Source organism: Sulfitobacter marinus (assembly GCF_900116285.1).
Taxonomy (GTDB): domain Bacteria; phylum Pseudomonadota; class Alphaproteobacteria; order Rhodobacterales; family Rhodobacteraceae; genus Sulfitobacter; species Sulfitobacter marinus.
Window position 1 is genome coordinate 116,513 of record NZ_FPAJ01000007.1, and the last position, 26,850, is coordinate 143,362.

The following is a 26,850-nucleotide window of genomic DNA, read 5'->3' on the forward strand; positions in this document are numbered from 1 at the left end:
GACATGGTTTGTGCCGGATAGATGATAATCGTGTGGATTAACCAAGCAAGCGGCGCGCGATCACCTGAGCCTGAATTTCTGCCGCACCTTCAAAGATGTTCAGGATGCGAGCATCGCACAACACGCGGCTGATCTTGTACTCGAGCGCAAAGCCGTTGCCGCCATGGATTTGCAGGCCATTGTCGGCCGCGGCCCAAGCGACGCGAGCCCCCAACAGTTTGGCCATGCCAGCCTCGACATCGCAGCGGCGCCCCTCGTCTTTCTCGAACGCCGAGAAATAGGTCAGCTGGCGGGCAATCATGATTTCCACGGCCATCATCGCCAGCTTTGACGAAACGCGGGGGAAGTTAATCAGGGATTTGCCAAATTGCTTGCGGTCGATCGCATATTGCATGGCGATATCCAGCGCCGATTGCGCGACGCCGATTGCACGTGCGGCTGTTTGGATGCGCGCGGATTCAAAGGTTTCCATCAACTGTTTAAAGCCTTTGCCTTCTTCGCCGCCCAGCAGGTTCTCACCTTTGACCTGAAATCCGTCGAAGGCCAGTTCGTATTCTTTCATACCACGATAGCCGAGCACTTCGATTTCGCCGCCGGTCATGCCATCGGTTGGAAAGGGGTTCGCATCATCGCCGGGTGTCTTTTCGGCCAAGAACATCGAAAGACCTTTGTAGTCTGTCGTGTTGGGGTTGGTGCGGGCCAGCAATGTCATGACATGGGTCCGTGCGGCGTGGGTGATCCAGGTCTTGTTGCCCGTAACACTGTAGTTTTCGCCATCCTTCACGGCGCGGGTCCGCAGAGATCCAAGATCAGACCCTGTATTCGGTTCGGTGAATACCGCAGTTGGCAGGGTTTCCGCGCTAGAGATACGCGGCAGCCATTTGGCTTTTTGTTCGTCTGTCCCGCCTGCGAGGATCAGTTCCGCCGCGATTTCAGACCGGGTCGCGAGGGAGCCCACACCGATGTAGCCGCGCGAGAGTTCTTCGGACACGACACACATGGACGCCTTGGACAGACCAAAACCGCCGAATTCTTCTGGGATGGTCAGGCCAAAGACACCCATTTCAGCCAGCTCGTTGATGACTTCGAGCGGGATCAGTTCATCCTTGAGGTGCCATTCATGGGCAAAAGGTTCGACCTTTTCCACGGCATAGCGGCGGAATTGCTCGCGAATCATTTCCAGTTCTTCGTCGAGGCCGGATTGCCCGACCATGACGTTGGCGGCCTGTTCCTGCATCAGTTCGACCAGACGAGTGCGGGCGGCTTGGGTATTGCCGTGCTGGGTAAGCGTCTGGATGGCAGGGTTCATGAGGCCGCGTTGCGCGTCTTGGCCCAAGCCCATATCCTGAAGGCGCAGGATTTCACCCTGGTTCATCTGGATGCCGCCGTAGATCTGCCAAAGGTATTCGCCGAAAGCGATTTGATGAATAAGCGCCTCGGTTTCACCGAACTTGCCGTCAGTGCTTAGCTTTTTGGCCCAAAGCTGCATCTGGTTCAAAGATTGCGCATATGTCGCTAGCCACGCTAGGCCATGTGCGGCAGTCTGGTTCGCTTCGACCAAACCGTTTGAGACGCGCCCATCAACTGACACCATGTCGCGCACAGATGCTTTGGCTTTGTCCAAAATCTCGTCGACGGGGGCCAATGCCTGCCCGGTCAATTCAAGAAGATCACCAAGTATGACTTGCGCGCCGCCGGTCAAGCCGTGTCCATCATGTGCCATTTCATCAGTCCTTTTCTAGCTTATGAGGGGGATACCCCTTTCGCAGGTGCAGCACAATAAAGATACGTTTTCATGCGTCAGTTTGGATGAAAATTACGCGGCGGAATTCCCGTGCACTCCTCACTTCACCTGATATGACGGCGTCATGGATATACTTTTTGCATTTTTGACGCTGCAGCAATTGGTCTTTGCCTTTGGTATCGCCCTGGTGGCGGGGTTCATCAAAGGGGTCGTGGGATTCGCGATGCCTTTGGTGTTGATTTCCGGGCTGACCTTTTTTCTGCCGCCTGAAATTGCATTAGCGGGTCTGATATTTCCCACTGTGGCGACGAACCTGTTTCAGGCGTTGCGTCAAGGATTGCACGCGGCGTGGGCGTCAACGCGGATGTTTAAGGTGTTTCTGATATCTGGGTGCATCATGCTGGTTCTATCCGCACAGATGGTACGTTTTTTATCACCGCAGGCAATGGCGCTGGTGATCGGTGTGCCGATTACGCTGTTTGCGCTGTGGCAGCTTGCCGGGCAGCGCTTTAGCCTTGCGCAGAGATCTACCAAGGTTGAGCTGCTGGTGGGCGGCTTTGCGGGGGCAGTGGGCGGCGTCTCAGGTGTTTGGGGGCCGCCAACGGTTGCGTATTTGACGGCGCTTGGCACGCCCAAGAAGGACCAGATGCGCGTACAAGGCGTGATTTACGGCCTCGGCGCTGTTGCGCTGCTTTTTGCGCATTTCGGGTCTGGGGTGCTGCGGGCCGAGACTGTCCCGTTTTCAATTGCCATGATTATGCCTGCCCTTATCGGTATGTGGTTGGGCAGCCAGATCATGGATCGGATTGATCAGGCGTCGTTTCGAAAAGCGACGCTTGTCATTCTTTTAATTGCAGGCGCTAACCTCGTGCGCCGCGGGCTGATGGGCTAACGCCTCAGCCTTGGCGCGCAACAGTGACGCCGGAGACATCTTCGATGAATGTCACAATACGCGACTTAACCCCGTCGTCACGGATCGATGCCAGCGCGCTAACGATTTCGACGCTAGGATCGCTTTTGGGCGCATCGTTGGTGTTGTCGTGCAACCCTTCGAAGAAATACGACGGTGCGACGTTCAGGATCTGAGACAGTTCAAACAGACGGCTGGCGGCGACGCGGTTCGATCCGATTTCGTATTTCTGAATTTGCTGGAAGGACAGGTTGAGTTGCTTGGCAACATCGGTTTGGGACAGACGACGTAGGGTGCGAATTTGCTTCAGCTTTTTACCTACATGAACATCTACGGGATGGGACATAATCACTAATACCTCTGGTTGTTGTCCCATAGTCATCGCCAGAACTCGTATTCCGATCAATTGGGTAGTTATTTTCAATTTGTGGTTATCAATGCACCCTAGACGTGTTACAAATGTGGTATTAAGGTATTATAAATTTACCATCGGATAGTTATGACTAAAGAAATGAAAATTGAAGCTATGGAAAAAGTGGGCCAGAAAGCGCCGGCTTTGCTGTATGAAATGATACGTTCTTTCGTGGTGCTTGCGGATACGTTGAACCTGAGCCACGCCGTTACAAAGCTGGACAGTACGCGCCAAACCGTTAGGCGACACATTGCCAATCTTGAAGAAAGAATGGGCCATACTTTGTTTGTGGTCGATAATCGTCGATATCAGCTGACCGACGTTGGCCGTGAAGTATTGCCAGAGGCGATCGAGCTACTTGGGCGCGGGGATATTTGGTCTACAGGTAAGATTCGGAACATCGATGGGCTACTTCAACTGTCGCATGAGCAGCCAAACGGTTGGACATTTTACCAACAGCAGCAGCCTTTGACCCAAATCTGGCAGGGCGAATCATCCATGCTTCGCGAATCTTTCAAGGGTTGGGTTCAAAGCAACGGCGAGTTAGACAATCCGAATTTTGAAGAACACCGTCCCTATATTCTGGTTTATCGCGATTCACCCAATGGGTGGCTATGCGTCGAAGTAGGGGAGGAATCGTTCTATACTAAATGGTGGGGCTGGAAAAACGCGCGCAGCAGTATCGGACGCCCGTTGGGGCAGTTCCCGGGCGGCCCGGAATTCGAGGCGATGCTTGATGTCCCGTTTCGCGAGGTGCAGGCCAACGGTGGGGTTCGGCTGGACGAAGTCGTGACCCAAATTCCGCGCGAAGAAGGCGGTGGCCCTATCCCGTTGGCATACAAAAGGCTTTTGATGGCCAGCCGGTTCCCCGACGGAAGCTTTGCCTTGATTGCTGTCATTGACAGATCGCGGTCTATTACGATTTCGGGGCTTGATCAGTCGACGCTTAAGGTGATGCCATCAGATGCGATTGTCTCATTCTGACCCGAATTTAAAAAAAACGAGCGCATTATCCCCATTTGAGTTAACCTTAATCCTGTAAATGGATTAAAGGAGAATTTCAGATGACGCTGCACCGCTTTCAAGAAGGGGACCGATTCATAGCGAATGGTATGGCTCTTTTGAGCCAAGCAGGGATCAGCCTGACGGTTGGGTACGATTTTAACGAGTATACAGAAATCCTGAAAGAAGCACGTCCCGGGCACCTGTTGGGGATGCCCTTCGACCCTAAACTGCATGAAATGAACGAGGATAACGCGTTCTGGATCGTTGGCCGAAACGCCAAAGGCGACGTCATGCATACTCAGGCAATGCGTTTGCTTGATCTCGGTGGGACGAGCCTTGCAGAATATTTGCGACGTTCGTTTACAGAGTTTCCACCGCCCGGTGTGGATATCGACCTGCAGCGATCAAGGTATCGCGCGGGGCCGGGCGCACAGCGGATCGCCGGTACGGTGGCCTATCACGGAGAGTTCTGGGTCGGTACGACGCCACGTGAGTTCCGCAATGCTGGCCTGTCCTCGATCTTGGGACGGTACGCTTTCTGGCAGTCAATTCAGCACTGGAACCCCGATCACATCATCGCCTTCATGCAAAATTCAGTAGTTCTCAAAGGGTTTCCCGCCCGACATGGCTATATGCATACGGAACCTGGCACGCTTCGTTGGTTCCTGACCGGTCAGGATACACCGATCGAAGGGTTCATGGCGTATATGTCAAACGAGGATCTGCGGTTTATCCTTGAGATGCCCATGTCTGACATGGCTGCACAGGCTGCCTAAACAAAAAGAGCCGCGGATTGCCGCGGCTCTTTTTCAGTCTTTGATCTGGGGCCTAGCCGATTGCGGCGGCTTTCACGTCTTCGTCGATATAGGGCATGTATTGCTCAAAATTCTCCGAGAACATGTTGACCAGTTTCGCGGCTTGGCGGTCATAGGATTCAGGGTTGTCCCACGTGCGGCGCGGATCCAGCAGAATATCCGCAACCCCATTGACCGATACAGGGACCTGGAAGCCAAAATTCGGGTCTTTGCGGTACTCAACGTCCGCCATCGATCCCTCAAGGGCTGCTGTCAAAAGAGCCCGTGTTGCCTTGATCGGCATGCGGCTGCCGGTGCCATACGCGCCGCCGGTCCAACCGGTGTTCACCAGCCAGCAGGTTGCGCCGTGGGTTGCGATCTTTTCGCGCAAAAGGTTGCCGTATACTTCGGGTCGGCGGGGCATGAACGGTGCACCAAAGCATGTCGAAAACGTGGGCTCAGGTTCGGTCACGCCGCGCTCGGTGCCAGCAACTTTAGAGGTGAAGCCAGATAGGAAGTGGTACATGGCCTGCGCCGGCGTCAGGCGTGCGATGGGAGGCAAGACGCCGAATGCATCGCAGGTCAGCATGATGATGTTCTTGGGGTGACCACCCGTCGCCTTGGCCGATGCATTAGAGATATAGTGCAGCGGATAGGCGCAGCGCATATTCGCAGTCAGGGAGTCATCATCAAAGTCGAGGTCTTTGGTTTCTTCGTCAAAGACCATGTTTTCGATGACAGTGCCGAATTTCTCGGTCGTCGCATAGATCTCAGGTTCGGCTTCGCGGCTTAGGTTGATGGTCTTGGCATAGCATCCCCCCTCGAAGTTGAAGGTGCCATTGTCGGACCAGCCGTGTTCATCGTCACCGATCAAGGTGCGGCCCGGATCGGCGGAAAGCGTGGTTTTACCGGTGCCAGACAGGCCAAAGAACACCGCTGTGTCCACCGGGTTTCCGGTTGCATGGTTGGCCGAGCAGTGCATCGGCATGATGCCTTTTTCAGGCAACAGATAGTTCAGCAGGGTAAAGACAGACTTCTTGTTCTCGCCTGCGTATTCCGTGCCGCCAATCAGGATGATCTTTTTGTCAAAGTTCATCGCAATCACTGTTTCCGAGCGGCAATCATGTTTTGCTGGATCAGCTGAAAAGCTGGGGCAGTTGATCACCGTGAAGTCCGCGATGAAATCATCCAGCGCGTCGCGCTCGGGGCGGCGCAGCATGTGGCGGATGAAAAGCCCGTGCCAGGCCAGCTCCGTTACCATGCGAACGTTGATCGCGTGTTTGGGGTCGGCACCGCCAACAAGGTCCTGCACGAAATAGTCGCGGCCCTGCATATGTGCCAGCATGTCTTGATAAAGCGCGTCGAAGCCTTCAGGCGACATTTCAGCATTGTTTTCCCACCAGATCGTATCGGCAACGCTGTCGGTTTTGACGACATGTTTATCTTTGGGAGAGCGGCCAGTGAATTTTCCAGTGGTGACCAGAAAGGCACCGCCTTTGCCTAATGTGCCTTCTTCTCGCTTTAGCGCGGCTTCCACCAACGCAGGTTCAATCAAGTTGTAATAGACATTACCTAGCCCGCTCATGCCTTGGTCTTCGAGGCGGAATTGCGGATTTACGCGGCCTAATGTCATGTGATGTCTCCTGTAGGTGCGCCGGGGCGTGACGCCAGTTAGTGCATAAAATGCTTGGTCTGCATGACCATAAGGGCGTCTTAGCACGGCGTTTTATCGGATGAACAGGCAGCTTTGACGCAGTTAGCGCCATCATTTTGTTCTTTGTTGGCTGGCACCCCAAACGAGCGGTTTTCAGCGAAGGTCAGTTTTGCAATTATGACACAGTGAGTGCGGCAATTTAGTCATTCCTAACTAAATTGTGGGGGAAATAAGGCCATAAGCTCGAGTGATTCGCACTTTAGCATTGATTCGCCAGCGAAAATTGACGATCAGTGAAAGAAAAAAGTGATAATTGAGCATTATAAGGAAACGGGCGATGTCAAAAATTGCATTGGTAGATGACGACAGGAACATCCTGACGTCGGTTTCGATGACTCTCGAAGCAGAAGGTTTTGAGGTCGAAACGTATAATGACGGCCAGGCAGCGCTAGACGCTTTCAATAAAAAATTACCTGACATGGCGGTGCTTGATATTAAGATGCCCCGCATGGACGGGATGGACCTGCTGCAGCGTCTGCGCCAGAAAACCGCGATGCCGGTTATTTTCCTGACATCCAAAGATGACGAGATCGACGAGGTGCTTGGCCTGCGCATGGGGGCCGACGATTATGTCAAAAAGCCCTTTAGCCAACGGCTGTTGGTTGAACGTATTCGCGCGCTATTGCGCCGCCAAGAAGCTGTTGAAACCAATGAGGTCGGCGACACCGAAGAAACCAAGGTTATCGACCGCGGCGATTTGCGTATGGACCCCTTGCGTCACGCAGTCAGCTGGAAGGGCAACGACGTTTCCTTAACCGTCACTGAGTTTTTGCTTTTGCAGGCATTGGCGCAGCGCCCTGGTTTTGTGAAGTCGCGCGACCAGTTGATGGACGTTGCATATGATGATCAGGTCTATGTGGACGACCGTACCATCGACAGTCACATCAAACGTCTTCGCAAAAAGATGCGCTCGGCGGATGACACGTTCTCGGCGATTGAGACACTTTACGGTATCGGCTACAGATATAACGAGGAATGATCTGAGGGATGGCGATTGCCGAAAGGGATTTTGTGCGAGACACGGGCACCAATATTCGGGACGGCGATGTCGTGCTGGGCGACGATTGGGTTGCGCCAGATACGGAAGCGACCGAGGAATTGCGTGGCAGCCGTGCGCGCCGAGGCCTGTTTTCGTTGCGGACTTCGCCACTGACCCGCAAGATCATTACATTCAATCTGATTGCATTGAACGTTCTGGTCGCCGGGATTTTATACCTCAATTCATCGCGCGACAGTCTGGCGGTTCAACGCGGTGCGTCGCTGGTTTCTGAGGCCGAGCTGATCGCCGATATTTTTGAAGCGCAGCTGCCCGCTGGTGCGACGATCGATTTGGCCGCGAATGAACCAATTGATGTGGCCGCCAGCCTGAGCCGTTTGGATCTGCGCAGCGGGGTTGAGGTTTTCGTTTTCGCACCTGACCAGACCCTTTTGACTAGGTCGGAAGGCCGGACCCCGACAGAGGCCCCTCGTCAGCGCGGAAAAACCTTTTTGACAGACGGTCTGAACTGGCTGTGGTCCAAGCTCTCGAACCCCTTTGGAGAGGTCCCGCCTGCTGATGTCTTGCCGATCCAAGATCAGCTTAAGACCATGGTTGCGGAGACGCTGTCGGGCGGCACGCAAATTCAGAACAACCTTGATGCTGATGGTGGCACGCTGTTTACGGTTTCCACGCCCATTTCCCAAAACGGCACGCCGATTGGTGTGGTTGCGGTGACATCTGCGGCCGGTGAGATTGACGAACTGGTGCGCGGCGAACGCGAGCGTGTCTTGCAGATGTTCGTTATCGCAACATTGGTGTCCATAGGTCTTAGCCTTGTGTTGGCGTCGACGATTGCGAACCCGCTGGCCGATTTGGCCGCAGCGGCTGAACTGGGGCGCGACAAGGATGCGCGCAAGATGAACCCGGGACGTATCCGAATTCCCGACCTCACCGCGCGCCCGGACGAGATCGGCAGGCTGTCTGGCGCGCTGCGCGGGATGGTGTCGGCATTGTATAATCGCATCGACGGAAACGAACAGTTTGCGGCTGATGTGGCCCATGAGATCAAAAACCCGCTGGCGTCGCTCCGGTCTGCCGTTGGGACGTTGCGGTTGATCAAACGCGAGGACCAGCGCGAAAAACTGCTTGATGTTATTGATCATGATGTGCGGCGTCTTGATCGGTTGGTCAGCGACATTTCCAACGCATCGCGTTTGGACAGCGAGCTGGTTAAAGAAGAAGAAGAGCCGTTTGATCTGCTCGCGATGATCGGCAACCTGTCGCAATATCTGGGCGAAGATGCCCGCAAAAAAGGCATCGATTTCATCACCGATTTGCCGAGCGAACCGATTGTTGTTCACGGGCTCGAGGCGCGGCTTGCACAGGTTTTTGTGAACCTGATCACCAATGCCACGTCTTTCTGCGAAGATGGCGATGCGATCCGGGTCTGGGCGCGCAAACGTGAAAATCGTGTTTTGGTTGTTGTCGAAGATACCGGCCCCGGTATCCCCGATCAGGCGCTTTCCAAGATCTTCAAACGGTTCTATTCACAACGGCCTGACGAACATTTTGGCAATAACTCCGGCCTTGGTTTGGCGATCTCAAAACAGATCGTCGAGGCGCATGGCGGTGTGATCTGGGCCGAGAACATTCGCCCGACAGAGGCAGACATCACGTCCGAGCCGCTTGGCGCGCGCTTTGTCGTCGGCCTTCCCATTTAGGGCGTGGCTGACGCCCCCTTGTCCGAGCAGGTGATCCACGCCACCACGGTGTGTGTCGGTGATCGCGGGCTGATTATTCTAGGTCCTTCAGGCGCGGGCAAATCAACACTGGCCCTACAGCTTTTGGCGCTTGGCGCTGTGCTGGTTGCAGACGACCGAACCCACATCGCCCACACTGCTTTGGGTCTTGTCGCTCAATGCCCTTCCGCTATCTGCGGGATGATCGAAGCGCGCGGGGTCGGGATTCTGCATCTGCCATATGAACAGGCCGTCCCGATCTGTCTGGCGGTAGATATGGGGCAAGACGAAGCAGAGAGACTCCCGGCCCCTCATGAGGTAAAGTTGTTGGGGCAATCCGTGCCATGCTTACACAAAAGTGACGGGCCGCATTTTGCTGCGGTTCTTTTCCTCAGCCTTCAAAACGTGCAACCAAAACCAAATGTCTGATATTTTGAAAGATACCCGCCGCGTTGTTGTGGTTACCGGCCCCGCCGGCGCTGGCCGGTCCTCTGCGCTAAATGTGCTTGAGGATGCGGGCTTTGAGGTGATTGATAATATCCCCTTGCGCATGTTGCTGGCGCTGCTGGACGCCCCGGGGCAGATCCGGCCTATGGCCCTAGGCATTGATCAAAGAAACCGCGATTTCTCGACCGATCGGGTGACCGAAGTGATTGCCCAAATGCGGGCGCGGCCCGATGTTCAGGTTGAACTGCTATATCTCGATTGTGCCACAGACGTCCTGCTGCGTCGTTTCTCCGAAACCCGCCGCCGTCATCCCTTGGCGCTCGCGGATGCGCCCTCCGAAGGGATCAGGCTAGAGAAAGAACTGCTGGCCCCAGTGCGGGCACAGGCTGATACGTTGATCGACACGACCGAGCTGAACATTCACCAGCTGCGCGAAGAAATCGAACATTGGTTCGCCGTTGATGGCACGCATCACCTAAGCGTTTCGGTCCAGTCCTTCTCCTACAAGCGCGGCCTGCCCCGTAGTGTCGACATGGTTTTCGACTGCCGGTTCCTGCGCAACCCATTTTGGGATCCGGCCTTGCGATCCTTGAACGGGACGGACAAAGCGGTCCAGGACTATGTCAAACAGGACCCGCTTTATCCACCGTTCGCCAAGCAGGTTCTTGATCTCAGCTTGTTGATTTTGCCCGCATGCCAGTCAGAAGGGAAATCCCATATTTCAATCGCGTTTGGGTGTACGGGCGGCCAACATCGTTCGGTCACTTTGGCGCAATCTCACGCTTTCAGCCTTGCAGAAGAGGGCTGGCAGGTGTCAATTAGGCACCGCGAACTGGACCAGAAAAAGCGGGAAGAGACGGCGCGTTGATAGGCATTGTTATCGTAGCACATGGAGGGCTGGCCAAAGAATACTTGGCAGCAATCGAACATGTTGTCGGATCCCAAAATGGTGTCCGCGCTATTTCTATTGATGCCGATCATGACCGCAGCGTCAAGGAACAGGAAATCTGCGAAGCCGCCAATGCAGTTGATACCGGCGGCGGCGTTGTCGTTGTGACCGACCTGTTCGGAGGATCGCCGTCAAATCTTAGTCTCTTGGCGTGTCGTCCTGAAAACCGGCGCATTCTTTACGGTGCCAACTTGCCCATGCTTATCAAATTAGCCAAGTCGCGCGACCTAGATGTTCCCGAAGCCGTTCGCGCCGCGCTTGCTGCGGGTCGGAAATATATCGATAGCCAAAATGTCAGCGCAGGATAAAGGCCTCTAGATGACCCAGGTTTCTCTGAAGATCGTCAACGAAAAGGGGCTGCATGCCCGGGCTTCCGCCAAACTGGTCGAGGTCGTCGAAGCGTTCGATGCGCGCGCGGAGGTCTGCAAGGACGGTATGTCTGCGTCAGGTGACAGCATTATGGGGCTGTTGATGCTGGCGGCGTCCAAGGGGTCGACCATCGATGTACAGACCTCCGGCCCCGATCAGGATGCGCTGGCCGAAGCGTTAACCGCGCTTGTGGCCGACAAATTTGGCGAAGGTCATTAGGCCAGTAAACCTGCGAATGATCCGCCTCCGTGTTATGGACCTCTCGTTTTGATAGATGATAGCCAGTCAATTCAAGCTCCGCTTAAGCCGGAAGAAGACGTAGACACCGTTTTCTTCACTAAATACGACCGCCGAAGCCTGTCATATGCGTCTACTTTTGATCACCCGATCAAGTCGCGCGTGATCAGCTTGATCGAGCTTTTTACAGGCAAGATTTCGATTCTCAGAATGATCCGCAAGTTGGAATCAAATGGCGCGCCGAAGGGGCAGGGGTTCTGGCGCGCCGCTCTGGATACGATGGGTATCGAGCTAACAACACCCCAACATCAACTTGATCGCATTCCCAAATCGGGGCCTGTTGTCGTCGTTGCTAACCACCCCCATGGCATGGTCGATGGTATGATCTTCGCTGATTTGATCGGCCGGGTGCGCCCCGACTACCGGATTTTGACCCGCTCTTTGCTGACTTCGATTGACGAAGTGGCTGGCAGCTACATGATTCCTGTGCCGTTTCCCCACGATCCCGACGCGCAGCACAAAGGCGTTGAGATGCGCGCAAAGGCAATGTCCTTCCTAAGAGAAGGCGGCGTCGTCGCATTGTTCCCGTCCGGTGTCGTCGCCTCGTCCGAGACCTATTTTGGCCCGGCGATTGAGGCCGAGTGGAATGTGTTCACTGCAAAGATGATACGCCGCTCGGGTGCCCAGGTTGTGCCGATGAAGTTCCCGGGTGCGAATAGCCGTGCGTACCAGATCGCCAACAAAATCTCACCAATGCTGCGTCAGGGCCTTTTGCTGCATGAGATTGTCCATTCTTGCAACAAACCCCAAGGTCCAATTGTCGGCCATCCGCTGACCGATGCGCAGTTGGACAAATTCCAAGACGACCCGCGCGGCTTGATGGCATGGTTGCGCAGCCACACGCTTAACCTCAAAGACTGACTGGCTTCCAAATGGCCTAAAATCCCGGGGGTCTGGGGGATGGCCCCCAGGCCGTTTCAGTCGATCGTCAACGGGTCGGTACTGGCACATCGCCGCGGTAGTCGTAAAACCCGCGCTGCGACTTGCGGCCAAGCCATCCGGCCTCAACGTATTTGGTCAGCAATGGGCAGGGCCGGTATTTGGTATCGGCCAATCCATCATGCAGCACGTTCATAATGGCCAAGCACGTATCGAGACCAATAAAGTCAGCCAGTTCAAGCGGCCCCATCGGATGATTGGCCCCCAGCTTGAGCGAGCTATCGATGGATTCGACGGATCCCACGCCTTCGTACAGCGTATAAACGGCTTCATTAATCATCGGCATCAGGATTCTGTTTACAATAAACGCGGGGAAATCTTCGGCAGATGCGGCGGTTTTACCCAGCTTCTCAACAACAGCCTTACATGCCGCAAAGGTCTCCTTGTCCGTGGCGATTCCCCGGATCAGTTCAACCAATTGCATGACGGGGACGGGGTTCATGAAGTGGAAACCCATGAATTTTTCCGGCCGGTCCGTCCGGCTGGCAAGCCGCGTGATTGAGATAGAAGACGTGTTTGACGTCAGGATGGTGGTCGGCTTGAGATGCGGGATCAAGTCCTCGAAAATCGCCTGCTTGACAGTTTCGCGTTCCGTCGCGGCCTCAATGACCAGATCGCTCTGACCAAGATCGCTTAGGGTCTGTGTGGCTGTAATTCGGGCAAGCGCCGCGTCGCGGTCGGCCTCTTTGACTTTGCCGCGACTGACCTGACGGTCAAGGTTGCTGGTGATGGTTTCAACGGCAGCTTGCAGAGCCTCGGCACTGACGTCGGTCAACAGAACATCGTAGCCTGCCAGGGCCATAACATGGGCAATGCCGTTGCCCATCTGGCCTGCGCCAACGATGCCGATTGTCTGGATATCCATGCGCTGTCCTTTGTGGTTTTGCGCGCAGCATAGGGCGCAGGAGGCGGTGGCCGCAAGGGCCGGAACTCATGATAAGTTCTCACAAATACAGTCTTTAAGGTATTTGAAAACCTTTGCAGTCATCTTGGGTCTCGGGTGAGTTAAAAAGGGTGGGTGTAATGACCTATGTTGCAATGGGGCCGGGGGCTCTGGACTATCAGCCGTGCAGGTATGGTACGTCAAAATTACTGTTCAGGGGGCCCAAGCGCACACTGGATAAGCCGTATGTCGCGTTTATAGGCGGGACAGAAACCTATGGGCGTTTTATTGAGAAACCGTTTGCCGCGCTGGTTGAAGAAGAAACCGGTCAGCGGTGCGTCAATTTTGGGTGCTTGAATGCGGGGATAGATGTGTTCGCGCGCGACCCCTATGTGCCCCAGGCCGCATCCGAGGCGGTGATCACTGTGGTACAGGTGATGGGTGCCCAAAACATGAGCAATCGTTTCTATTCGGTACATCCGCGGCGTAACGACCGGTTTTTAGCACCGTCTGATCTGCTCAAGACGATATTTCGCGAGATCGATTTTTCGGAATTCCACTTTAACAAGCATTTGTTGACCACGCTGCGGCAAGCGTCGCCAGACCGCTTCGATGCAATTTACAAGGAATTGCAATCCGCTTGGGTCACACGGATGCGGCTTTTGGTCGAAAACATGCAGGGAAAGGTTATTCTGCTTTGGTTTGCCAACCATCAGCCTGCTGAAACTATCCTGCCGATCAACGGACTTGGCGATGATCCATTGTTTGTGACGCGCTCTATGATGGCGCAGGTCGCGCCTTATGTCGCGCAGGTGGTCGAAGTTATCCCATCGGCCTTGGCCCAAGAGGACGGGACTGAGGGAATGGTCTTTGCCCCGCTCGAAGCATTGGTCGCCAAGGAGTTTCCGGGGCCGCGCGCCCATGCAGAAGCGGCAGCAGCCGTGGTTCAGGCCATGTCAGAGATAACCTAACCGACGCTCAAAATGAAAAGGCCCGCCATTTCTGACGGGCCATTTGGTGTTCGGTTTTGAAAGCTGGCTTACAGCTTTTCGATCAGCTCTGGCACGGCTTCAAACAGATCGGCAACCAGCCCGTAATCGGCAACCTGAAAAATCGGTGCCTCTTCGTCTTTGTTGATTGCGACGATGATTTTACTGTCTTTCATACCGGCCAAGTGCTGGATCGCGCCGGAAATACCGACAGCAACATAAAGCTCGGGGGCGACGACCTTGCCGGTCTGGCCCACTTGCCAATCGTTCGGGGCATAGCCTGAGTCGACCGCAGCACGGGATGCGCCGACGGCGGCACCCAGTTTGTCGGCCAGCTTTTCGATCAGGGCAAAGTCTTCTTCGGAACCGACACCGCGGCCACCGGACACAACCACACCAGCCGATGTCAGCTCGGGGCGGTCGCTGGCGGCGACGTGATCTTCAACCCAGGACGACAGGCCAGGATCGGCAGCAGCCGAAACTGTCTCGACAGATGCGGAACCACCTGCTCCGGCGGCATCAAATGTCGATGTGCGGAAAGTGATAACCTTCTTTGCATCGGTGGATTTGACCGTCTGAACAGCGTTACCCGCATAGATTGGACGCTCGAACGTGTCTGCATCAACAACGCCTGACGCGTCAGAGATGATCATCACGTCCAGCAGCGCCGCAACGCGGGGCATTACGTTTTTCGCATCTGTCGTCGCCGGGGCAACGATGTGGTCATAGTCATCTGCCATCGACACGATCAATGCCGCTGTCGATTCGGCCAAACGGTGACCCAAAGATGCGTCTTCGGCGACGATCACTTTGGACACGCCGTCGATCTTGGAGGCCGCTTCGCCAGCCGCAGCAGCAGAGCTGCCTGCGCATAATACGGTTACGTCACCGATTTGCTTGGCCGCAGTGACCGCCTTTGCGGTCGCGTCCATCGCCAATTCGCCATCGGTTACTTCTGCAAGGAGTAGAACAGCCATTACACAGCCCCCGCTTCTTTAAGTTTCGCCACAAGCGCGTCAACGCTATCTACTTTGATGCCGGCTGCGCGTTCTGCTGGTTCTACCGTTTTCACGATTTCCAGACGGTTGCCGACCTCAACGCCGTAATCGGCAGGGGTCTTTTCATCCATCGGCTTTTTCTTGGCCTTCATGATGTTTGGCAGCGATGCGTAGCGTGGTTCGTTCAGACGCAGGTCAACGGTCACAACCGTTGGCATTGAAACCTTGATGGTTTGCAAACCGCCGTCTACTTCGCGCGTCACAACTGCATTATCGCCATCAATCTCGACCTTGGAAGCAAAGGTGGCCTGTGACCAACCCAAAAGGGCAGAAAGCATTTGACCGGTTGCGTTCATGTCGTTGTCGATAGCTTGCTTACCGCAAAGAACCAGCTCTGGCTTTTCTTCGTCAACAATCGCCTTAAGGATTTTGGCAACAGCCAGCGGTTCGATGTCATTGTGTACATCGTCAGCTGCGACAACCAAAATGGCCCGGTCCGCGCCCATGGCCAAAGCGGTGCGCAAGGTTTCTTGCGATTGCTTTACGCCGATGGAAACAACCACGACTTCGTCGACCTGACCGGCTTCCTTCAGACGGATAGCCTGTTCGACGGAAATCTCATCGAACGGGTTCATGGACATTTTTACATTAGCAAGATCAACACCCGTGCCGTCCGCTTTGACGCGTACTTTCACGTTATAGTCGATCACGCGCTTTACAGGTACCAATACCTTCATGGGCGTTATCTCTCCTCAGTTTACGACTCGGTGTTTTTGGCCAAGTCATTTGAACTCTTCGTCGGTGTAGCGGAGCATCTTGTATCAAAACAGATCAAAAACGGCATTTTGCGTTGTTTGGACGCGGCGTTTTCAATTACTTTTGTCACCTATTTGCCCCGGGCACCCACAAAACATCATTTTCACCGCTGTTATTCGCCATGCGAGCAGCCACAAAAAACCAATCACTCAGACGGTTGAGATAGCGAATGGCGGCCTCGTTCACGTCTTCTTGCTGCGCCAAAAGGACAGTCAGGCGTTCCGCGCGCCGCGCGACTGTGCGGCAGACATGCAGATGTGCGGCCAACTCGCTGCCGCCGGGCAGGATGAAACTGCGCAGCGGGGCAAGGTCTTTATTCATCACGTCGATTTCGCGCTCTAGGCGGTTCACTTGTTCTGGGGCGATGCGTAGGGGCGGGTATTCCGCGTTTGCGTCGGCGCTCATGTCCGGGCGGCACAGATCGGCGCCGACATCAAACAGATCATTCTGAATGCGGGACAATGCCAGATCGGTTTCACCTGTGGCCATCAAACGGGCGACGCCGACAAAACAGTTTAATTCGTCTGAGGTGCCATAGGCCTCGACCCGGGTGTCGTGTTTCGGCACGCGCGTCCCGTTGCCAAGCGCTGTATCGCCTTTGTCGCCGGTGCGGGTGTAGATTTTGTTCAGAACAACCATCAGCCGGCATCCTTGCGTAGATAGACATATATCACGATCAAAACCACGGCGATAAACTGCGAAATAAGCCGCAGCCGCATCAGCTTGTTTGAATTGCGCTTGTTAAAGTCGCCGCCGCTGGCAAAACCGCCCAATCCCATAATCAGAATGATGATAACAGCCAGCACTGCGATGCAGACGAGTATGAAAAGAGGATCCGAGAACATAGGTTTTCCTTTGTGCTATGCCCAGATGTAGCGGGGCAAACGCGTAGCGCAACCGGAATTTACCGTGCCAGCACCCAGTCTAGCGCCCGGGTTGGCAATATTCTCCGTAAAAAGCCCGAGATATATGTAGGGGTCGTGACATAATAGCGCGGGCGCGGCTTGGGTGCCTCTAGCGCGTGAACCAGCTTTTTCACCACGGCTTCCGGGGGCAGTTCGAATGTGTCCGGTCCGCTGCTTGAATAGAGCCGTTTCCTAATTTTGCTTTCGTATTGATCCCGGCGAGAGGAGGCTTCCCAATCGATCCAGCGTTCGAAATAGGGGATCGAATTGGCGCGGATGCGTGAGGTTATCGGGCCGGGTTCGATCAAGACAATATGGATCGGGGTGTCGCGCATTTCGATCCTTAGGGTGTCGGTCAGCCCTTCCAGCGCGAATTTTGTCGCGTTATAGGCCCCGCGCCACGGCATCGTGACAAACCCAAGAACAGAGGAACATTGCACAATACGCCCGTACCCTTGGGCACGCATGATCGGCAAAACCGCGCGGGTAAGCTCATGCCATCCGAAAAAGTTGCTTTCAAAGATGTCGCGCAGCGCGTCGGTGGGCAGGTCTTCGACGGCACCGGGCGTCGCATGGGCACCATTGTTATAAAGCGCATCCAGCGTCCCGCCTGTGGCATCCAGCACATGTTCAAGCGCGGCGTGGATGCTGGCGGTGTCAGTGTAGTCGAGCCGTGGGCTGTCGAAGCCTTCGGCGGCCAAGCGGTCACAATCTGCTTGCTGACGGCAGGATGCGAACACACGCCAGCCGCGGGCGCGCAGCCCATGCGCGGCGGCATATCCGATGCCCGAGGCACAGCCGGTTATCAAAATGCTTTTGTCGGTCACGAAAGGCCTCCTTTTTTCAAGGTCTTTCATTGCGTGTTCGTGCCTTGATGGCAACGCGGCTTAAACTTCTGAGAGTAAAAAATCAGCCATCCAGCCCACAGGTCCGCCACTGAGCGGGCGCATTTGCACCCAGCCGTTGCCGCTGTCATCGATGATTTCAACAGTATCGCCGCGGGTCAGTTGGGTCACAACGTCATATTGGGTGCCGGGGCCGCCGCGCACGTTCACGCTGCTGCCCGAAACCGACCGGATATCGCCAGATCCGCCCGCATTGATGGCAGTCGCCCCTGTATCATCCGGGGTAATCAGGCTGGGAATGATCGCTGATGTGGCCTGGCCGGACGTGGTGCTCAGGTTTACGGGCACCACATTCACTTCGTTTGCCAAGGACGCTTTTGCTGGTGTGACAGCAGTACCGGCCGCCGCCACGAGGTCATCGACCTGAGTGGTTTCATTGTCGGATGTCATGCTGAAGCCGGGCGGGGTGGTATCGACCGGCCCGATATCTGCCAACCCCTGTGGGGTATGGGGTGCGATCTGAGGTGCGGCGCGCGCTACCTCGATCTGCTGGCCATCGTCTGCAACATTTCCTTCGGTAATGGATGCTTCGATAACCGGCGGGCGCGGGGGCTCAAAATCAGCGCCACCGCTCAGCTCATAAAAAGCAAGGCCCAAAAACCCGAAGGTCAGCAGGATAAACCGTTTCATTTTGTACGTCCTCATTGCAGCATGGGCCCATTAGCCAAGCAGTTGGCAGCCCTAAGACACGCACTTAGCCCGCTTACCACAAATTGCGCGTCTGCGGCGCGAGAATCTTTTGAGCGTTGCAGGGCGGTAACAGTCGGGCGGTGTCTGGCGTCTTTTTCGCCAAACAGCCGCTTGCCGCTTCACGCCTGCTTGGCTAAACACCTCGCATGTCAGATGTTACCGCCCCCCCAGAGTTTGATCCTCGGAATGTGTCCGAACCGCTGCGTATCGCGTTGGGCGACCGCTATCTGACCTATGCATTGTCGACGATCATGCACCGCGCACTGCCAGATGCCCGTGACGGGCTAAAGCCTGTGCACCGTCGCATTCTATATGCGATGCGCGAATTGAGGCTAAGTTCGACAGGTGGTTTCCGTAAGTCGGCTAAGATTTCGGGCGACGTGATGGGGAACTATCACCCGCACGGCGATGCCGCGATCTATGATGCGATGGCGCGTTTGGCCCAGGATTTCAACGTGCGTTATCCGCTGGTTGACGGTCAGGGCAACTTTGGCAACATCGACGGGGATAACCCCGCCGCAAGCCGCTATACCGAAGCGCGCATGACTGCCGTCGCCGAGGCGATGCTGGAAGGGTTGAACGAAAACGCCGTTGATTTCCGCGAGAACTATGACGGTACGCTGACCGAACCTGTGGTGCTGCCAGCGCAGTTCCCGAACCTGTTGGCCAATGGGTCGTCGGGCATTGCGGTTGGTATGGCGACGAACATTCCGCCGCATAATATTTCAGAACTGGTGGATGCCTGTATTCACCTGATTAAATTCCCGAACGCGGGCGATGATAAACTGCTTGATTTCGTGCCGGGCCCCGATTTCCCCACGGGCGGGATTATCGTTGAACCGGCTGAAAATATCGCCAACGCCTATCGCACCGGCAAGGGCGGTTTCCGCCTGCGCTGCCGCTACGAGGTCGAAGATTTGGGGCGCGGGGCGTGGCAGATTGTCGTCACCGAAATCCCTTATCAGGTTCAGAAATCCAAGCTGATCGAGAAGATCGCCGAGTTGATCCAGCTTAAGAAGATACCGATTTTGGCCGATGTGCGCGATGAATCCGCCGATGACATCCGCCTTATTCTTGAACCGCGGTCGAAAAATGTCGATCCCGAGGTACTGATGGGGATGCTTTACCGCAGTTCCGATCTTGAGGTGCGGTTTTCGCTGAACATGAACGTGTTGATCGACGGGCTAACGCCCAAGGTTTGCTCAATGAAGGAAGTGCTGCGCGCTTTCTTGGATCACCGCCGCGAGGTTTTGCAGCGCCGTTCTGCCCATCGCATGGAAAAGATCGATCACCGTCTTGAGGTATTGGAAGGCTTTATCGTCGCCTTCCTGAATCTGGACCGCGTCATTGACATTATCCGCTATGATGAAGACCCGAAATCCGCCCTCATGGCCGAGGATTGGGGCAAAGACCACGTTCGGGCGACGAGTGAGGCCGACTATGTGCCACCAGCGCCAACATCTGAAAATTCACTAAGCGAAGTTCAGGCAGACGCAATTTTGAACATGCGCCTACGGTCGCTGCGCCGTCTCGAAGAGATGGAGTTGCTGCGCGAGCAAGCCGCATTGATGGAAGAACGCGCGGGTCTGGAAGACCTGTTGGAAAACGAAGACCTGCAATGGACCAGCATTATTGACCAGTTGCGGGCCACCAAGAAACAGTTCGGCAAAGACTGGACCCTCGACGGTAGAAATATCGGCAGGCGCCGTTCGACGTTCGCTGAAGCGGGCGAGGTTGAAGACGTGCCGCTTGAGGCGATGATTGACCGCGAGCCGATCACTGTTGTCTGCTCTGAGATGGGCTGGATCAGGGCGATGACCGGCCATATCGACCTGAACCGCGAGTTGAAATTCAAAGACGGTGACGGCCCGCGCTTTATCTTCCACGCTGAAACGACCGACCGCTTGCTGGTCTTTGGTTCGAACGGTCGTTTTTATACTGTTTCTGCGGCGACCTTGCCCGGGGGGCGCGGCATGGGGGAACCGTTGCGTTTGATGGTTGATCTGCCAAACGACGTGCAGATCATTGATATATTCATTCACAAGGCGGGCCGGAAACTGCTGGTTGCCTCCTCTGCCGGGGATGGTTTTGTGGTGCCCGAGGACGAAGTTCTGGCCCAGACCCGTACGGGAAAGCAGGTTCTGAATGTGCGCGGCGACGTCAAAGCGATGATCTGCGCCCCAATCGCGGGCGATTCAGTCGCTGTGGTTGGTGAAAACCGCAAGGTGCTGGTGTTCGGTATTGACGAATTGCCCGAAATGGCACGCGGCAAGGGCGTGCGCCTGCAGAAATACAAAGACGGTGGCATGTCGGATGCGACAACCTTTGTGCGGGCCGAAGGGCTTAGCTGGCTTGACCCTGCAGGGCGTACCCGTACCGAATCTGACCTGAGTGAATGGACGGGCAAACGCGCTGGTTCGGGGCGCATGGCCCCCCGTGGTTTCCCGCGTGACAATCGTTTTGGTTAATCGGCCCGCCCTATGAGTGATGTCTCTTTGACATCGCCCACGACTGATCCCGCAGGCCTTCTTGTATATTTTGTTGGCACCCGGTTTGCTCTGTTTTGGCTGGCGCTTAAGACCGGGTTTCTGACAGTCATTACGCTGGGTTTTTATCGTTTCTGGATGAAAACAAGAATGCGCCGCTGGTTCTGGTCGGCGATCCGACCCGGTGGCCATCCGATGGAATATGTGGGCGATCCGTGGGAAAAGCTGCTGGGCTTCTTTATCGCGGTGGTCATCCTGACGTTTTACATTGGCATCATCAATCTGCTGGTCATGTTCGTCAGTTTCTCGATCTTTTCCAGCGCGTCCGTGGGGTATCTGGCCAGTGTCGTGGGTGTAATACCGCTGTGGTTTTACGCGCAATACCGGGCGCGGCGCTATGTTCTGGCCCGGACCCGCTGGCGCGGTGTGCGCTTTGGTCTTGAAAAGGGGGCGTGGGGCTATGCGTGGCGGGCGTTGGTGCATTGGGCGGTTACCCTGCTGACGGTGGGGCTTTTGTGGCCACGCATGACGTTCTGGCTTGAAAAATATGTGACGGATCGAACCTATTTCGGCTCTGCCCGACTGAATCAGGGCGGGCATTGGGCAATGCTGTACCGTGCAGCGATCCCGTTTATTCTATCGCTTTTGGTTCTGGTCGGGGGCGCGATCTGGGTGTTCTGGTTGGACCCGATCGTGGTGTCAGCTGACATGACAACCGACGACATCATCCGCTCGGTTGAGGAAATGATGGACGGCGGCGCGGCAGCATTACCTGTCGTCGGCGTGGAACGGCTGGGGATTTTTCTGATTGGGATTCTGGGGTTGCTGTACGGTGCAATTCATTATCGCTTTGTTTCAAAACGTCTGATGGCCAATCATAAAACCGCAGATGGGATCACACTGCATTCACGGCTTAGCGGGCCTCGGGTTGCGAGTATTTACGTTCTGGGCAGCGTTATCGCCTATTTTTTCCTGGTGCTTGGGGTCGTTGGGCTGGTGATTTTCGCAATGCTAACGCTGGGGCCGTCGGCGATGTTGGGCGGCGCAATGGGTGATTTTGGTGCGGCTGTCGATCTGCCAAAAAGTATCGCAGTTCTTTTGATCGCGGTTTTCTACCTGTCGATCTTTCTGCTCTGGAACGTGCTTTACAGCACTTTCGTCACTTTTCCGCTGATGCGTCACATAGCCCAAACTCTGTCGCTTCCACAACGCCATGGCTTGCAGGTCATCAGCCAGCGTGCGCGCGATGAATTTGCCGAGGCCGAAGGGTTCGCCGAGGCATTGGATCTGGGGGCCGCGATATGAGCACGGGATTCAACGGTTTTGGCGCTGCCTATTTCGACGGTGACCGCCCGATTGGCAAAGAGGTCAGCCTGCATATTGCCAATAACAATCTTCAGATCGGGTTTGATAATGGCACGACCCTGTTTTGGCCGCTCGAAGATATCCGGACCCTTGAGGATAACGCCGACAAGCAGAGCTTTACCCTGCGGCTGATCACGGACCCCTTGGCGCGGTTGTTGGTTACAGATCAAATGCTGCTAGGGTATTTGCCAAACGCTACGCGCCGCAGCCCGCCAAAAGGCCGCGGTAAACTGGCGCTTTGGGCAGCCGGAGCAGTTGCCGCTGTCGCGCTTCAGGTCACGGTTTTGGTACCCTTGCTGGCGGACCGCCTAGCGGTTTTCATCCCACCCGACGGAGAACGCGCCTTGGGCGAAGCGACGTTTGAACAGATACGCGACGCGTTGGGGGACACCGGGCTTGCGCCGCTTGCTATCTGCGAAAACCCCGCTGGGACCAAGGCGCTTGCGCAGATCACGGCTGCGCTGAACGCGGGTGACGGCGCGCCAGAGGGGCTAAGCGTTGCGGTGCTGGATCACGATATGATTAACGCCTTTGCTTTGCCGGGCGGGTTTGTCGTGATCTTTAAAGGGTTGATCGACCACGCGGAAACCCCTGACGAAGTCGCCGTCGTTCTTGCCCATGAAATCGGCCATGTTGTTAGTCGCGACCCGACACGGCATGCGTTGCGATCGGCGGGGTCCATCGGCATTTTGGGTCTGCTGTTCGGCGATTTTGCCGGGGGTGCCGCCGTATTATTTCTGACGGAACGCCTGATCAGCGCGACCTATAGCCAACAGGCAGAAACGAATGCAGATGCATTCGGCTATGCGCGGCTTGAGGCGGCAAATGTATCGCCAGCGGCGCTTGGCACGATGTTTGAACGTCTGCGCGATGAGCATGGCGAGGGTAACGAATTATTGGGCCATTTCTTAAGCCATCCCAGCCTGTCGGACCGCATTGAAAATGCCCGAAGCGCTGCCGACGAAACCCGCAATTATGCGCCGATACTGGATGATGCTGGCTGGAAGGCCCTGCAGTCGATCTGCGACTAAGCGGGCTCTGCCGTTAACCAAACACCACCCTCGGGGCGGAGCGTAAGGATCATCACGGGTTCAGGGTTCTTGCCTGCCACGGCGGTAAATTTGAAGCGCGACAGCAAGGTGGCAAGGATGATCACCGCCTCTTGCAGGGCAAAACTGGCCCCGATGCAAATGCGGGGGCCATCGCCAAAGGGCAGATAGGCGTAGCGGTCGATTGATTTGCGGTCCGCGAACCGTTCGGGTTTGAACGCATCGGGATCATCCCACAGCTGTTCGTGACGGCCCAAAGCATAGATCGGGATCATCACAGTATCGCCCGGTATGATTTCGCGCCCGCCCAGCGTGTCGTGTACCTGCGCGGTTCGCGACAGCATGCCCGCCGGCGGATAAAGGCGCAGCGCCTCATCAATGATCTGACGGATAAACGGCAGGTGTTCGACATCGTCACCGGTTGCCGCGCGACCTTGCAGAACCGATTGCGTCTCGGCACGGGCCTTATCTTGTGCGGCTTGATCAAACCCCATCAAATACAGCGACCACGACAATGTCAGGGCCGTGGTTTCATGTCCCGCAACGATAAATGTAAGCAAATTATCGCGCAGCTCGGCGGTGTTCATCTGGCGTTTGGTCTTGGGGTCCACACCCTCTAACAGCAGGTCCAGCAGATCGGGGGTGCCGTTACTGCCCCGCTTGGCGCGAGCCTCGATGGCGGTATCGGCGAGACGCTTCATCTGGCGTACGGCCTTGCCAGATACGATCCGGTCTGGGCGGGGCACCCAGTCGGGAAAACCCAATATGTCGAACAGGCTGATCTTGCCTGCTTGTGCGATGTAATCCTCGATCGCGACATGCACGGCATCGCGGTCGATGCTGTCATCGCCCGAAAATGTAACGTCAGAAATCACGTCAAAGGTCGTCGTGACCATCTCGTCTGCCATGTTGATCGCGCGGGGGCCGGCGGTGGTGATACGGTCGCAGGATCGTTCTGCAGCAGCTGTCATGATCGGTGACAGGTTAAGCATATTGCGCGCTGAAAATACCGGGGCTGCAGTGCGGCGCTGCCAGCGCCAATGCGCGCCTTCAGCGATGAACAGCGATTCCCCAATGGCGGGCTTTAACAGGTTTTTGACCACCATGGCTTTTGGATAGTTGTCGAGCCGGTCCTGCAGAACTTCGCGGATGGCCGTGGGGTCCATGACCATATGCCAGCGCTTGCCAGTCTTGCCCGACACCATAGGCTGCTTGGTGGCGATGGCTGGAATGATGCTGAGAATATTGCGCCGCGCCATTTGCAGGCTTTTCAAAATGCCCCAAGGCTGGGTCACCAGAGGGACGCGGACGGGAAGGGGCGGTTGGCTCATGCAAAGGTGCCTTTCTGCGACACATCATAGGTAGGGCTTTGTCCATCGGTTACAAATTTCCCAAAAGATTGCACCCTCGTTGGGCTTGGGGTATCGCCATGATCAGGTTCTGCGCCAATGGAGGCTTTCGATGTTTCGTGTTTTTGCCATTTTGATGACCGTTACCTTTGTTGCCGCGTGCAACGGTGCGTCCGATCTGAACAAGCCCCCCGTGCCGCTCGGCGATTTTAACCTATATCACAACATTGTTGTCGCGCCCAAAGTGCAAAAGCTGCCGATCAGCCGCGAGGTAAGCGAAGAGGTGCTGACAACTGCCGTCAAAGACGCGATTGCTGAACGTTTCGATCGCTATGACGGCACGCGTGATTATCACTTTGGCATCAGTGTTGAGGGCTATGTCTTGGCCCCTCCGGGTATTCCGCTGGTCCTGGCACCCAAATCGGTGATGATCCTGAACCTGAATGTGTGGGATGACGCTGCGGGCAAGAAGCTGACCGAAAAGCCACATCAAATCACTGTGTTCGAATCGTTTGATCAGGGGCCGATTGTAGGGTCGGGCTATACCAAGACCGCCGAAGAGCAGCTCAAGAACCTGAGCCAGAATGCTGCCAAGTCGATCGAGGGCTATTTGGTAAAGCAAAACGAGGCCGAAGGGTGGTTCAACCGGCCTGCTGACGCTGTGATTGTGCGCTCAGGTTCTGCGCCTGTTTCGGGGCCTGCATCTGCTGCCAGCACGGAATAAGCAGAAATTACTTTGCAGATGCCGGTTTCAAGCGCGAACAGACGCTTGATTTTATGCGCCAGACCCAATACATCGCCCGCCAGATAGGTTTGGGTCTGACGTTGGGCCCACATTAATATAAAGGGCATGCATCATGGCTAAGGCAAAGTTTGAACGTAATAAACCGCACGTAAACATCGGCACGATTGGTCACGTTGACCACGGCAAGACGACGTTGACAGCAGCGATCACCAAGTATTTTGGCGATTTCAAAGCGTATGACCAGATTGACGGCGCGCCCGAAGAAAAAGCACGCGGTATCACCATTTCGACAGCTCACGTTGAATACGAGACCGAAAACCGCCACTACGCGCACGTCGATTGCCCCGGCCACGCGGACTATGTGAAAAACATGATCACCGGTGCGGCGCAAATGGACGGCGCGATCCTGGTTGTGAACGCGGCCGACGGCCCGATGCCACAAACCCGCGAGCACATCCTGCTGGGCCGCCAGGTTGGTATCCCCGCCATGGTTGTTTACATGAACAAAGTGGACCAGGTTGACGACGAAGAGCTGCTGGAATTGGTGGAAATGGAAATCCGCGAATTGCTGTCTTCCTACGAATACCCTGGCGACGACATCCCGGTTATCCCTGGTTCCGCTCTGGCAGCCATGGAAGGCCGCGACGAAGAGATCGGCGAGAAATCCATTCGCAAGCTGATGGAAGAAGTCGACAACTACATCCCGACACCAGAGCGCGCTGTTGACCAGCCGTTCCTGATGCCTGTGGAAGACGTGTTCTCGATCTCTGGTCGTGGTACAGTTGTGACGGGCCGTGTTGAGCGTGGCGTGATCAACGTTGGCGACGAGATTGAAATCGTTGGTATCCGCGACACCAAGAAAACCACCTGTACCGGCGTTGAAATGTTCCGCAAACTGCTGGATCGCGGTGAAGCAGGCGACAACATCGGTGCCCTGCTGCGCGGTGTTGACCGTGACGGCGTTGAGCGTGGTCAGGTTCTGTGTAAGCCAGGTTCGGTTAAGCCGCACACCAAGTTCACAGCCGAAGCGTATATCCTGACCAAGGAAGAGGGTGGCCGTCACACGCCGTTCTTCGCGAACTACCGTCCACAGTTCTACTTCCGGACCACAGACGTTACCGGTACCGTTCAACTGCCAGAAGGCACTGAAATGGTTATGCCTGGTGACAACCTGCAGTTCGACGTTGAACTGATCGCGCCGATCGCGATGGAAGACGGTCTGCGCTTTGCGATCCGCGAAGGCGGCCGCACTGTTGGCGCGGGCGTTGTGTCCAAAATCACCGAGTAAGCTGCCAGCGGGCCCGCCCCGCGACAGCCCAAACCGACCCGAAGGCCGCTCTGGAAACAGCGCGGCCTTTTCTTTTGCACAAGG

Annotated in this window: 27 protein-coding genes; 16 read left to right on the plus strand and 11 right to left on the minus strand. The window is 55.7% G+C overall.

Features of this window, described 5'->3' with window-relative positions:
* Positions 1–37: 37 nt before the first annotated feature.
* Positions 38–1,723: an acyl-CoA dehydrogenase family protein gene (locus tag BM347_RS16445; RefSeq protein ID WP_093917595.1), complete on the minus strand. Its 1,686-nt coding sequence runs from the start codon at positions 1,721–1,723 to the stop codon at positions 38–40.
* Positions 1,724–1,868: 145 nt separating this feature from the next.
* Here BM347_RS16445 and BM347_RS16450 point away from each other — a divergent pair, with 145 nt between their 5' ends.
* A complete protein-coding gene (locus BM347_RS16450) occupies positions 1,869–2,636 on the plus strand; it encodes a sulfite exporter TauE/SafE family protein (protein ID WP_093917596.1) in 768 nt (255 codons plus the stop codon).
* Between the two features lie 4 nt (positions 2,637–2,640).
* Here BM347_RS16450 and BM347_RS16455 read toward each other — a convergent pair whose 3' ends face one another.
* Positions 2,641–3,000, minus strand: a complete 360-nt coding sequence (locus BM347_RS16455; RefSeq protein WP_093917597.1) for a helix-turn-helix domain-containing protein — start codon at positions 2,998–3,000, stop codon at positions 2,641–2,643.
* Between the two features lie 153 nt (positions 3,001–3,153).
* Between BM347_RS16455 and BM347_RS16460 the strand changes: the two genes are divergently transcribed.
* Both BM347_RS16460 and BM347_RS16465 read left to right on the plus strand, forming a co-directional pair.
* Positions 3,154–4,050: a LysR family transcriptional regulator gene (locus BM347_RS16460; RefSeq protein WP_245764302.1), complete on the plus strand. Its 897-nt coding sequence runs from the start codon at positions 3,154–3,156 to the stop codon at positions 4,048–4,050.
* An 80-nt stretch (positions 4,051–4,130) separates the two neighbouring features.
* On the plus strand, positions 4,131–4,847 hold the full coding sequence (locus tag BM347_RS16465; protein ID WP_093917598.1) for a hypothetical protein: 717 nt from the start codon (positions 4,131–4,133) through the stop codon (positions 4,845–4,847).
* Positions 4,848–4,899: 52 nt separating this feature from the next.
* On the opposite strand, the gene BM347_RS16470 is transcribed toward BM347_RS16465, so the two are convergent.
* The gene (locus BM347_RS16470; protein WP_093917599.1) at positions 4,900–6,498 is read right to left on the minus strand and encodes a phosphoenolpyruvate carboxykinase; all 1,599 of its coding nucleotides are present in this window, start codon (positions 6,496–6,498) and stop codon (positions 4,900–4,902) included.
* 358 nt (positions 6,499–6,856) lie between these two features.
* Here BM347_RS16470 and BM347_RS16475 point away from each other — a divergent pair, with 358 nt between their 5' ends.
* Genes BM347_RS16475 through BM347_RS16505 form a run of 7 tightly spaced genes read left to right on the plus strand, consistent with a single transcriptional unit; the run spans position 6,857 to position 12,220 of the window.
* Positions 6,857–7,558, plus strand: a complete 702-nt coding sequence (locus BM347_RS16475) for a response regulator transcription factor (RefSeq protein WP_093917600.1) — start codon at positions 6,857–6,859, stop codon at positions 7,556–7,558.
* Between the two features lie 8 nt (positions 7,559–7,566).
* Complete coding sequence (locus BM347_RS16480) at positions 7,567–9,279, plus strand: sensor histidine kinase (protein WP_175498607.1); 1,713 nt, start codon at positions 7,567–7,569, stop codon at positions 9,277–9,279.
* 3 nt (positions 9,280–9,282) lie between these two features.
* Positions 9,283–9,726, plus strand: coding sequence for an HPr kinase/phosphorylase (locus BM347_RS16485; protein WP_245764303.1), 444 nt, complete (start codon positions 9,283–9,285; stop codon positions 9,724–9,726).
* Complete coding sequence (rapZ, locus tag BM347_RS16490) at positions 9,719–10,612, plus strand: RNase adapter RapZ (protein WP_093917601.1); 894 nt, start codon at positions 9,719–9,721, stop codon at positions 10,610–10,612. The genes BM347_RS16485 and rapZ overlap by 8 nt, the downstream gene beginning before the upstream one ends.
* Positions 10,609–11,001, plus strand: coding sequence for a PTS sugar transporter subunit IIA (locus BM347_RS16495; protein WP_093917602.1), 393 nt, complete (start codon positions 10,609–10,611; stop codon positions 10,999–11,001). The genes rapZ and BM347_RS16495 overlap by 4 nt, the downstream gene beginning before the upstream one ends.
* A gap of 10 nt (positions 11,002–11,011) precedes the next feature.
* The gene (locus BM347_RS16500; protein ID WP_093917603.1) at positions 11,012–11,281 is read left to right on the plus strand and encodes an HPr family phosphocarrier protein; all 270 of its coding nucleotides are present in this window, start codon (positions 11,012–11,014) and stop codon (positions 11,279–11,281) included.
* 48 nt (positions 11,282–11,329) lie between these two features.
* Complete coding sequence (locus BM347_RS16505; RefSeq protein WP_093917604.1) at positions 11,330–12,220, plus strand: lysophospholipid acyltransferase family protein; 891 nt, start codon at positions 11,330–11,332, stop codon at positions 12,218–12,220.
* Positions 12,221–12,287: 67 nt separating this feature from the next.
* On the opposite strand, the gene BM347_RS16510 is transcribed toward BM347_RS16505, so the two are convergent.
* On the minus strand, positions 12,288–13,163 hold the full coding sequence (locus BM347_RS16510; protein ID WP_093917605.1) for a 3-hydroxybutyryl-CoA dehydrogenase: 876 nt from the start codon (positions 13,161–13,163) through the stop codon (positions 12,288–12,290).
* A 158-nt stretch (positions 13,164–13,321) separates the two neighbouring features.
* Here BM347_RS16510 and BM347_RS16515 point away from each other — a divergent pair, with 158 nt between their 5' ends.
* The gene (locus BM347_RS16515; RefSeq protein ID WP_175498608.1) at positions 13,322–14,152 is read left to right on the plus strand and encodes a DUF6473 family protein; all 831 of its coding nucleotides are present in this window, start codon (positions 13,322–13,324) and stop codon (positions 14,150–14,152) included.
* A 68-nt stretch (positions 14,153–14,220) separates the two neighbouring features.
* On the opposite strand, the gene BM347_RS16520 is transcribed toward BM347_RS16515, so the two are convergent.
* The 6 genes from BM347_RS16520 to BM347_RS16545 form a co-directional block, all read right to left on the minus strand.
* Positions 14,221–15,147, minus strand: coding sequence for an electron transfer flavoprotein subunit alpha/FixB family protein (locus tag BM347_RS16520; protein ID WP_093917607.1), 927 nt, complete (start codon positions 15,145–15,147; stop codon positions 14,221–14,223).
* Positions 15,147–15,905 carry an electron transfer flavoprotein subunit beta/FixA family protein gene (locus BM347_RS16525; RefSeq protein ID WP_093917608.1) on the minus strand — a complete coding sequence of 253 codons (759 nt, stop codon included), beginning with the start codon at positions 15,903–15,905 and terminating at the stop codon, positions 15,147–15,149. The genes BM347_RS16520 and BM347_RS16525 overlap by 1 nt, the downstream gene beginning before the upstream one ends.
* Positions 15,906–16,050: 145 nt before the next feature.
* Positions 16,051–16,623 (minus strand): cob(I)yrinic acid a,c-diamide adenosyltransferase, encoded by a 573-nt coding sequence (locus tag BM347_RS16530; protein WP_093917609.1) that lies wholly within the window; start codon positions 16,621–16,623, stop codon positions 16,051–16,053.
* Positions 16,623–16,829, minus strand: a complete 207-nt coding sequence (locus BM347_RS16535; RefSeq protein WP_093917610.1) for a twin transmembrane helix small protein — start codon at positions 16,827–16,829, stop codon at positions 16,623–16,625. The genes BM347_RS16530 and BM347_RS16535 overlap by 1 nt, the downstream gene beginning before the upstream one ends.
* Positions 16,830–16,888: 59 nt before the next feature.
* On the minus strand, positions 16,889–17,716 hold the full coding sequence (locus BM347_RS16540) for an SDR family NAD(P)-dependent oxidoreductase (RefSeq protein WP_093917629.1): 828 nt from the start codon (positions 17,714–17,716) through the stop codon (positions 16,889–16,891).
* Between the two features lie 60 nt (positions 17,717–17,776).
* A complete protein-coding gene (locus BM347_RS16545) occupies positions 17,777–18,424 on the minus strand; it encodes an SH3 domain-containing protein (RefSeq protein WP_093917611.1) in 648 nt (215 codons plus the stop codon).
* A 206-nt stretch (positions 18,425–18,630) separates the two neighbouring features.
* Here BM347_RS16545 and parC point away from each other — a divergent pair, with 206 nt between their 5' ends.
* From parC to BM347_RS16560, 3 genes are read left to right on the plus strand one after another with little or no spacing between them, the layout of a single operon-like run.
* Positions 18,631–20,952 (plus strand): DNA topoisomerase IV subunit A, encoded by a 2,322-nt coding sequence (gene parC, locus BM347_RS16550; protein ID WP_093917612.1) that lies wholly within the window; start codon positions 18,631–18,633, stop codon positions 20,950–20,952.
* A gap of 12 nt (positions 20,953–20,964) precedes the next feature.
* The gene (locus BM347_RS16555) at positions 20,965–22,275 is read left to right on the plus strand and encodes a DUF898 family protein (RefSeq protein ID WP_093917613.1); all 1,311 of its coding nucleotides are present in this window, start codon (positions 20,965–20,967) and stop codon (positions 22,273–22,275) included.
* Positions 22,272–23,366, plus strand: a complete 1,095-nt coding sequence (locus BM347_RS16560) for a M48 family metallopeptidase (RefSeq protein WP_093917614.1) — start codon at positions 22,272–22,274, stop codon at positions 23,364–23,366. The genes BM347_RS16555 and BM347_RS16560 overlap by 4 nt, the downstream gene beginning before the upstream one ends.
* On the opposite strand, the gene BM347_RS16565 is transcribed toward BM347_RS16560, so the two are convergent.
* On the minus strand, positions 23,363–24,715 hold the full coding sequence (locus tag BM347_RS16565) for a cytochrome P450 (RefSeq protein WP_093917615.1): 1,353 nt from the start codon (positions 24,713–24,715) through the stop codon (positions 23,363–23,365). The genes BM347_RS16560 and BM347_RS16565 overlap by 4 nt on opposite strands.
* Positions 24,716–24,845: 130 nt before the next feature.
* Between BM347_RS16565 and BM347_RS16570 the strand changes: the two genes are divergently transcribed.
* Positions 24,846–25,457, plus strand: coding sequence for a hypothetical protein (locus BM347_RS16570; protein ID WP_245764304.1), 612 nt, complete (start codon positions 24,846–24,848; stop codon positions 25,455–25,457).
* A gap of 133 nt (positions 25,458–25,590) precedes the next feature.
* Positions 25,591–26,766, plus strand: a complete 1,176-nt coding sequence (gene tuf, locus BM347_RS16575) for an elongation factor Tu (protein ID WP_093917616.1) — start codon at positions 25,591–25,593, stop codon at positions 26,764–26,766.
* Positions 26,767–26,850 lie beyond the last annotated feature (84 nt).